The following is an 8,461-nucleotide window of genomic DNA, read 5'->3' as shown; positions in this document are numbered from 1 at the left end:
GGCCGGTGAGGCGGCGCCGCCGGGGCGGCGAGCCGGGATCGGGACGCCTCGACCGGCCCGCCCCGCGGTGTGGCCCGGGGGTGCGCGGTCGGCCCCGGCGGCCGTGCGCCGCGTATCTCGTCGTCGGCGCCATCCGGTCCGGCGGGGCGCCGCGACGCGACCCGAGACTCCGGGCGGCCACCGGCCCCCGGCCACCGGCCACCGGCCACCGGCCACCGGCCACCGGCCCCCGGCCACCGGCCACCGGCCGGCGGCGACACCGCGACCGCCCGACCAGGTCGTCACCCCGTACCGCCTGCCGCCCGTCGGCTTGGCGACATTCCGTTGAACCATGTCACTCATGCCACTGGGAGTGGTTTCCGCGCTCCCATAGCGTCGGGACCGGGCCGGGAAAGACCGGCCGTCACCGCCTATGAGGGATGTTTCATGCTCGCCCAGGTTGTTCTGTTCGATGGCTTCGACCTCCTCGACGTCATCGCCCCCTATGAGGTGCTGTCCGCCGGCGGACTGGCATCCGGGGGAGCGATGAGGGTGGAGCTGGTATCCGCCGAGGGGCCGCGTGAGGTGGTGAGCGGGGTCGGCGGCACACCGCTGCGCGCCACCGCCGCCCTGGATCCCGCCAGGGCGGACCTGGTGGTCGTCCCCGGTGCCGCCGGCCGTATCGGGGAACCCGGCGAGGTTCCCGACCAGGACGCGGGAGCGGGCGAATGGCAGGAGGACGACCTCGTCCCCGTCCTGATGGGCCGCACCCTGGAGACCGATCTGCCCCGGCTGCTGAAGGAGGCCATGGACCGCCCCGAGGTGACCGTGGCCACGGTGTGCGGGGGCTCTGTCCTCCTGGCCATGGCCGGCCTGTTGGAGAACCGCTACGCCACCACCCACCGGATGGGCCTGGACCTGCTCGACGCCACCGGCGCCAACGCGGTCCAGGCCCGCGTCGTCGACGACGGCGACCTCGTCACCGGGGCCAGTGTCACCTGCGGACTCGATCTGGGCCTGTACCTGCTGGAGCGCGAACTGGGGCCGCGGATCGCACACTCCGTCGAGCAGCTGATCGCGCACGAGCGCCGTGGCACCGTCTGGCGCCCGCTCGGACCCGAGCCCCTCGCCGTCTGAGATCTCCCCTCCGGCCCGTTCCGGCCCGTTCCGAAATCCGTTTCATTCCGTCCCGTCGCACCGTGAGGAAGCACCGCATCATGTCCGTTGAAGGCACCTGGGATCTGACCATCGCCACACCGATCGGCCGGATCAAGCCCGTGGTGGAACTCCGGCGCGAGGAGGGCGCGTTGACCGGTACGGCCCACGGTGTGGGAGAGGAGGTCCCGCTGGCCGACCTCTCGTACGAGGGCGACCAGCTCACCTGGCACCAGTCCATCACCAAGCCGATGCGCCTGAACCTGGTGTTCACCATGACGGTCGCCGGCGACACGATGACCGGCACCTCCAAGGCGGGCCGCCTGCCCGCCTCCAAGGTCACCGGACAGCGCCGCGCCGTCCCGGCGGCGGAGGGCTGAGCCTCCTGAAGGCCGCGCCGTCGTACGCGTCGGGGAACCGGGCCGTCGGCCCGGTTCTTCCGCGTTCCGGCCCGGCCTGGAACGCGTGGCCGGAACGCGCAGGCGACGGAGCGGTGCCCGGCGGCGTTCGACAGGACGCCGCCGGGCACCGCTCCGTATCACACGGCGCGCGCCTTCGGTCAGGCACGCACCGGGAGACTCATGAGGTCGGCCCCCACGATCAAGCGGCCCGAGTACCCCTTCCGGGCCAGCCGCCAGCGGCTGACATCGTTGTTGGCGGGGACGAGATGGGTGAGCACCAGGTTCCGGGCCCCCGCGGCCTCGGCCACGTCCCGGCCCACCTGCTCGATGGTGGTGTGCGAGGCGAGGAGGTGTTCGCGCAGCGCATTCGCGCGGTCGGGCGGCAACTGGGCGACCAGCCGCTCCACATAGCGCCTGTCGATCACCTCGTGCACGAGGTAGTCCGTGCCCTGCGCGAGGTCGATGAGGTTCGGGGTGACCGTGGTGTCGCCAGAGACCGTGACGGACCCGTCGGGCGTGTCGAACCGGTAGGCGAAGGCCGGGGCCGTGGGGTGGTGGTCGACGAGGGTCGCGGAGACGCGGACGTCACCGTCCTCCCACACCGGGAGCGGGGCGCTCAGGCGGGGCGGTTTTCCGGCGGCGTCCACGGCCCACACCCCGGTCAGATCGATGTCCCGCAGGTCGAACAGGCTCGAGGGGTCGGGCGTGGCGCTGTCGCGCTCCCTGTCGTTCAGGTCCGCCGCGAACGCCTGGCGCAGGTACGACGTCATGGCCGAGGTGCCGGGCGCGGGGTCACCGGGGTTCACCACGGGGGGTTCCGGGGCACCGGGCGGGAAGACCCGCGGCAATTCGGCGCGCCCGCCCGGCCCGAACACGCGGATCGGCCCGTGCGTCCGGCCGAAGGAGTTGAAGGCGGCCGTCGCGTACAGCGAGGGCCAGTCGACCACGTGGTCACTGTGCAGATGGGTGAAGAAGATCCCGCGCACGTTGGACAGCAGGGTGCCCTGCCCCGACGGGGCGAGACCGGCCTGTCCCAGCCGCAGGAAGGACCCCATCCCGAGGTCGACGAGATAGACCCGGTCCTCGTAGATCACGGCCGTGGACACCCCCGCCCGGCCGGGATCGAACATGGTCGGTCCGCCGGCCGTGCCGAGCAGGACGACGCGGGTCCGGCCCCGCCGGCCCGGGGTCACCGCGCCGGCGGTCCGCGCCCCGCTGGTGGCGAGGGCCGCGGTCGCGGACGCCCCGGCCATGAGGGACAGGACACGGCGCCGGTTCGTGGGGGTGTGACCGCGGGGGTGACGCGTGCGTTTCGGGGTTCCGTCGCTGCCGGTGGTTCCCGGCACGGCCTCGGACATCTGGGCATACCTTTCGGTGGCGGACGCGGTCGCCGCGTCCGGCGATGAGCGAGACCGAGGCTAGGCGGGCCGTGCCGGCGCGAGAAGCGGCGGCAGTGCCAACTTCCAACGGAAAAGCGCCGGGTGGGCGGGTCAGGCGTCCGGGCCGAGCCGGCCGGCGGTGGTGAAGGCCGTCGGCGGGCGGCCCAGCACCTTCTTGAAGGCCGCCGTGAACGCGGCGGGGTTGTCGTAACCGAGGGTGGCCGCGAGACGGGTCACCGGCACCCCCGCCGCCATCTGCTGCAAGGAGTGCACGATGCAGGCACGCTGCCGCCACCGCTTGAAGCTCATCCCGGTCTCCCGGTGGAACAGACGGCCGAGCGTGCGTTCGCTGACGCTGAGGGCCGTGGCCCAGCGGCCGGGCGGGTCATGGATGTCGGGGGCGCGCAGGAACGCCTCGCACAGCCGGCGCAGCCCCGGGTCCGAGGGGAGCGGCACATCGAGGGGGAGCGGGGTGAGGTTTCTGAGCTCGTGGAGGATGAGGCTGACGACGGTGGCGTCGCGGCCGTGTTCGGGGTAGCGGGGCTCCATCTCGACGGCGTCGAGGAGGAGCGCCCGGAGCAGGGCGGACACGTCGACGACCCGGCAGCGCGGCGGGAACCACGGGGCGGCGGCGGGTTCGATGTAGAGGCTGCGGGTGCTGACCCCCGTCATGGTGACCCGGTGCGGGGTCCTGGGCGGGATCAGTACGGCGCGGGCCGTGGGGACCGTCCAGGCCCCTTCCGCGGTTTCCACCCGCATGACGCCGGTGGCGGCGTAGAGGACCTGGGCCCGGCGGTGCTCGTGGAAGGCGAGGACGTGCTGGGGAGGGTAGTCGGTGCCGATGGCCAGCACGGCCCGGTCGAGGTCCTCCACGTCCGCCACGGGGATGTTGCGCACGGCACGAGACTACGCCGGACCGCGGGCCGCCCGTGCTGTCGGGTGCGCGTAAGAGACTGGCGGTCAATCGATTGCCCGCCATACCGGGCGGCCCATAGCGTCCTTTCAGTGCTCACCTCGTTCCTCGTTCTGTTCCTTTTCGGCTGCCTGACCGGCCTCACCACGGTGTTCTTCGGTTTCGGCGGCGGCTTCATCACCGTCCCCGTCGTCTACGGCTTCCTGCAGGTCACAGCGGGTTCCGATACCGACGCCATGCATATCGCGGTGGCGACATCGACGGCTGTGATGCTGGTGAACGCCATGGCCGCGGCCCTGGCGCAACTGCGTCAGGGGCGGCTTCGCCGGGAGTACGTGTGGCCGCTGGCGGCGTTCGTTCTCATCGGCGCCGCCGCCGGGTCCTTCGTGGCGACCTGGATCGGCGGCACGCTGCTGCGGGTCCTCTTCGCCGTCTATCTGCTGGTGACGATCGTCGACAGCCTGCTGAGGAAGGGGTTCCTGTCGGTCGCGCAGGCCACCCGTCCGCAGCCGCTCGGACGGGCCGCGACCACGTTCGGCGGAGTCGGAATCGGCGCGGTCGCCGCCTGCCTGGGCGTGGGCGGCAGCGTCATGACGGTGCCGCTCCTGCGACGCAGGGGCCTGCCGATGGCGAATGCCACCGCGATGGCGAACCCCCTCAGCGTTCCCGTCGCCGTGGCCGGCACCCTCGTCTACGCGTTCGCCCCCGCCATACCGGTGCACACGGGCCGCCTCGGCTATGTCGACCTCGTCGCCTGCGCCGCCCTGCTCAGCGGGTCGCTGCCCACCATCGCCCTGGTCAGGAGGGTCGCCGGACGTGTTCCGGACCGTATCCACTCCGTGGCCTACATCGCCCTTCTCGTGCTGGTGCTGATCGTGATGGTCGCCACGGGGATCTGACCCGGCCCGGCGGGCCCGGCCCGGACGATCCGCTCGATCACCGGCACGGTCGCGCTCGCCACCGGAGGACCATGGCGACGGCTGCGGTCGCCCTGCTGACGGCGGGGTACTCGGTGGGCCAGATCCCGGGCCCGTCGGCCGCCACCCCGCTGCTCCACCACAGGTACCACCGGGCCTCGATCCTCGCGGCCGTCGTCGCCCCGGCGTACGCCGCCGTGGCCGCCCTGCTCCGGACCGGCTTCCCGCACCACATGCCCGCGCCCGGCCACCCGGTCGTGCGCCCGGTACCCGGCCCGAGGCCGCGTTCCAGCGCCTCGATCTGCTGGGAGGGGGAGGGCCCCGCGATCAGCAACCGCTCGGCGGCCCGGCCGAAGTGCGGTTCCTCGGCGACCGCGAGGAAGTACCGCAACGCACGCAACTCCACGGTGGTCATGCCACATCTGTGGGAGGCCCGGCCTGTCAAGCGGGGCGGGAGCCGGTGCCCGCACCTCCCGTCCGCGCCCCTTCGGCGCCGTCGAGGACCGTGTCGGCACCGGTGGCGAGTCGGCGGGCCAGGGCGTGCACATGGTCGCGCAGGGCGTCCGGATACTCGATCACGAACGGGAGGTCCAGCCAGGCGAGCACGGAGGGGACCCACTCCAGCCGCTCGGCCCGCAGCCGGACCCGCACCCATCCGCCGCCCTCCCCCTCCCCGGCGCCGGCGGGCGGCCCGGCGTGCTGGGCCGCACCGCCCGTATGCGGTGCCGCGCCACCCGCGGCCTCTTCCGTGCCGTCTGCCGGTCGCGTCGTGCTGGTTGTGTGCTGTGCCGCATCACCTGTGGTGTCCGCCGTGCCGCTGCCTGGCGGCGCCGTGCCACGTGTGTGTTCCGCCGTGCCGTGTGCCGGTCGCGTCGTGCTGGTTGTGTGCTGTGCCGCATCGTCTGTGGTGTCCGCCGTGCCGCTGCCTGGCGGCGCCGTGCCACCTGCGTGTTCCGCCGTGCCGCCCCCGGGCCGCGCGTCAGCGCCCGCCGGCCTCGCATCACCGGCCGCCGCCTGGGCGGTCTCGCGCGCCGAACTCGCCGGAAGCTCCGTCACGGTGGCCAGCCCGGGTGGGAGCCGGTGGCGAACCTGGTCGACCGTGCCCCGTACCCGCAGCGACACCTCGTGCAGGTAGGGCACCCCGGCGAGCCCGGACAGCACCCGGGCGGCCGGGTCGAATCCCTCGGGCACCTCGAACGACCCCGGCAGCACCGTCGCGGTCTCGATCCGGTCCAGCCGGAACATGCGCACCTCACCGCTGGCCGAGTCCGCCCCCGTCACATACCAGCGCCCGGAGTGGGCGACGATCCCGTACGGGTGCACGGTGCGCTCGCTGCGCCGCCCTTTCCAGCCGGTGTAGCCGATGGCGACCGGTCTGCGGTCCCGTGCGGCTTCCGCGAACATCAGCAGCACGTCCGTCCCGGGGACGACCACGGGACGGGCCGGGGCGGTGAAGTCGGCGGTCGCCAGCAGCGCGTCCAGCCGGCGGCCGAGCGCCTCGGGCAGCACCCGGCGCACCTTGGCGGCGGCGCTCTCCGCCGCCGCGACGGACGTGGTCACCAGCCCGGCCCGCCGCCCGGCGACCAAGCCCAGCAGCACGGCCAGCGCCTCCTCGTCGGTGAGCATCAGCGGGGGCATCCGGTAGCCGGGGGCGAGCCGGTAGCCGCCGTACCGGCCACGCACCGACCGGACCGGGACGTCCAGGTCGATCAGGTGGCCGATGTAGCGCCGGACGGTGCGCTCGTCCACGCCGAGCCGGTCGGCCAGTTCGGCGACGGTGCGGGTGCCGCCGGCCTGCAGGATCTCCAGCAGGGCGAGTACACGGGCGGTCGGTCGGTTCATGCCGGAAAGTATCGCGCGCATACCGGGCGGATGCTGTCCGGTATCCGTCCTAACGTGCCGGCCATGGCAACGTACGTACTTCTTCCCGGGTTCTGGCTCGGGGCCTGGGCCTGGCGTCCGGTGGTGGCCGATCTGCGGGGCCGTGGCCACGACGTCCACGCGCTCAGCCTGACCGGGATGGGCGAACGGGCGCATCTGGCCCGGCCCGACACCGACCTGGAGACGCACATCACCGATGTGCTCCAACTGATCCGTTACGAGGACCTGCGCGATGTGGTGCTGGTCGGGCACAGCTATGCCGGCGCGGTGGTCATTCCGAGCGTGGCGGACCGGATGCCCGAGCGGATCAGCCGGCTGGTGTTCATCGACAGCGGACCGCTGCCCGACGGGATGTCCCACGCGGAGTTCGCCCCGCCGGAGGAGCGGGCCCGCAACGCCGAGCTGGTGCGCACGGCGGGAGAGGGCCGGGAGCTGCCGCCACCGCCGTGGCGGGAACTGGCCTCCGGGGTGTCCGGGCTGTCCGACGACGCGCTCGACCGGCTGGCGCGGCTGTCGGTGCCGCAGCCGTGGGCCACCGCCACCGCCCCGGTCCGGCTGACCGGGGCGTGGGAGAGGCTGCCACGGCTGCATGTGCTGTGCAGCTTCCCGGCGGAGCAGGTCCTGGCGAACGTCGCCACCGTCCCGGCCTTCCGCCACATGGCGACCGACGGCCGGGCGTACCGGGAACTGCTCGGCTGGCACTGGCCGATGTTCGACCGGCCCGGCGAACTGGCCGCGATCCTGCACGACGCGGCCTGACACCCCTGCTGACACCGAGACCCGGGCACACCGCGCCGCCCCGGCGCGGTGCGCCCCCGTACCGCGAAAGGAAACCCACACCATGACCTCCACCGAACTCGCCGGCGCCACCGCGCTGATCACCGGCGCCACGAGCGGCATCGGGCGGGCGACGGCCCTCTCGCTCGCCGGACGCGGCGCCCATGTGCTGGTCAGCGGCCGGGACGCGGCCCGCGGCGACGAGACCGTCGCCTCGATCCGCTCCTCGGGCGGCAAGGCCGACTTCGTCGCCGGCGACCTCGGTGACGCCGGCGCCGTCCGGGAACTGGCCCGCGCGGCCATCGATCTGGGCGGCGGTCACGTCGACATCCTCGTCAACAACGCCGGTGTCTTCCCCGGCGGCCCCACCTCCGCCACCACCGCCGAGGACATCGACCACGTGTACGCCGTCAATGTCCGGGCGCCTTTCCTGCTGGTCGGCGAGCTGGCCCCCGCGATGGCGGCGCGCGGTCACGGAGTCATCGTCAACGTGCTGACCATGGCCGCGCGGTTCGGGATGGCCGGGCTGGCCCTCTACGGCTCCAGCAAGGCGGCGCTGACCCTGCTCACCAAGGCGTGGGCGGCCGAGTTCGGGCCCAGTGGCGTACGGGTCAACGCGGTCAGCCCCGGGCCCACCCGCACCGAGGGCACCCGGCCGCTCGGCGACCAGGTCGACCAGCTCGCCGCACTCGCTCCCGCCGGGCGCCCGGCGGTGCCCGAGGAGATCGCCGCCGCCATCACCTACCTCGTCGGCGAGGGCGCCACCTTCGTCCAGGGCGCCGTCCTCGACGTCGACGGCGGCCGCAACGCGACCTGAGCGCACCGAGGGCCTTGAGCGCACCGCGGGCCTGAGTGCACCCGCGGCCGAGCGCGGTCGCCCTCGGGACCGCCCGTGAGGCTCCCTCGTCGTCCCGTCCGGCCCGCCACCTGTTCCCGGTGGCGGGCCGGACGCGCTCGGACCGCGTGCGGATCCGCCCGCCGTNCGCACCGTACGCAGGCGGCACCGGCTGGCCGGCGGCCGCGTCACCGCCTCGCGCGGCTCGCGCGCGCGCCGCGTCC

The 8,461-nt window shown here is 73.8% G+C and carries 7 protein-coding genes and 3 pseudogenes; 5 read left to right on the top strand and 5 right to left on the bottom strand.

What is annotated here, in order from left to right; genetic code table 11:
- Positions 1-426: 426 nt before the first annotated feature.
- Together AXW62_RS29815 and AXW62_RS29810 are read left to right on the top strand one after the other, a co-directional pair.
- Positions 427-1,116 (top strand): DJ-1/PfpI family protein, encoded by a 690-nt coding sequence (locus AXW62_RS29815; RefSeq protein ID WP_060947247.1) that lies wholly within the window; start codon positions 427-429, stop codon positions 1,114-1,116.
- Between the two features lie 80 nt (positions 1,117-1,196).
- Entirely contained in the window at positions 1,197-1,514 is a 318-nt protein-coding gene (locus tag AXW62_RS29810; protein ID WP_060947246.1) for a hypothetical protein, read from the top strand.
- A gap of 179 nt (positions 1,515-1,693) precedes the next feature.
- Here AXW62_RS29810 and AXW62_RS29805 read toward each other — a convergent pair whose 3' ends face one another.
- Together AXW62_RS29805 and AXW62_RS29800 are read right to left on the bottom strand one after the other, a co-directional pair.
- A complete protein-coding gene (locus tag AXW62_RS29805; protein ID WP_063817685.1) occupies positions 1,694-2,788 on the bottom strand; it encodes an MBL fold metallo-hydrolase in 1,095 nt (364 codons plus the stop codon).
- A 237-nt stretch (positions 2,789-3,025) separates the two neighbouring features.
- Positions 3,026-3,811, bottom strand: a complete 786-nt coding sequence (locus AXW62_RS29800; protein WP_060947245.1) for an AraC family transcriptional regulator — start codon at positions 3,809-3,811, stop codon at positions 3,026-3,028.
- A 108-nt stretch (positions 3,812-3,919) separates the two neighbouring features.
- Here AXW62_RS29800 and AXW62_RS29795 point away from each other — a divergent pair, with 108 nt between their 5' ends.
- Positions 3,920-4,726 (top strand): sulfite exporter TauE/SafE family protein, encoded by an 807-nt coding sequence (locus AXW62_RS29795; protein WP_060947244.1) that lies wholly within the window; start codon positions 3,920-3,922, stop codon positions 4,724-4,726.
- 292 nt (positions 4,727-5,018) lie between these two features.
- On the opposite strand, the pseudogene AXW62_RS41625 reads toward AXW62_RS29795, so the two are convergent.
- The 3 pseudogenes from AXW62_RS41625 to AXW62_RS47270 all read right to left on the bottom strand — a co-directional run.
- Positions 5,019-5,159: pseudogene (locus tag AXW62_RS41625) on the bottom strand (LysR family transcriptional regulator); the annotation flags it as partial.
- Positions 5,160-5,185: 26 nt separating this feature from the next.
- Positions 5,186-5,401, bottom strand: a pseudogene (locus AXW62_RS47500) (WCX domain-containing protein); the annotation flags it as partial.
- A gap of 357 nt (positions 5,402-5,758) precedes the next feature.
- Positions 5,759-6,586, bottom strand: a pseudogene (locus AXW62_RS47270) (helix-turn-helix transcriptional regulator); the annotation flags it as partial.
- 63 nt (positions 6,587-6,649) lie between these two features.
- Here AXW62_RS47270 and AXW62_RS29780 point away from each other — a divergent pair.
- Positions 6,650-7,384: an alpha/beta fold hydrolase gene (locus tag AXW62_RS29780; protein WP_060947242.1), complete on the top strand. Its 735-nt coding sequence runs from the start codon at positions 6,650-6,652 to the stop codon at positions 7,382-7,384.
- Between the two features lie 82 nt (positions 7,385-7,466).
- On the top strand, positions 7,467-8,219 hold the full coding sequence (locus AXW62_RS29775) for an SDR family NAD(P)-dependent oxidoreductase (RefSeq protein ID WP_107406365.1): 753 nt from the start codon (positions 7,467-7,469) through the stop codon (positions 8,217-8,219).
- Positions 8,220-8,461 lie beyond the last annotated feature (242 nt).

Origin of the sequence: Streptomyces hygroscopicus subsp. hygroscopicus (genome assembly GCF_001553455.1) — a bacterium.
Taxonomy (GTDB): Bacteria; Actinomycetota; Actinomycetes; order Streptomycetales; family Streptomycetaceae; genus Streptomyces; species Streptomyces hygroscopicus.
Note: the sequence above shows the minus strand (reverse complement) of the source record. Positions and strands in the feature narration are given on the sequence as shown.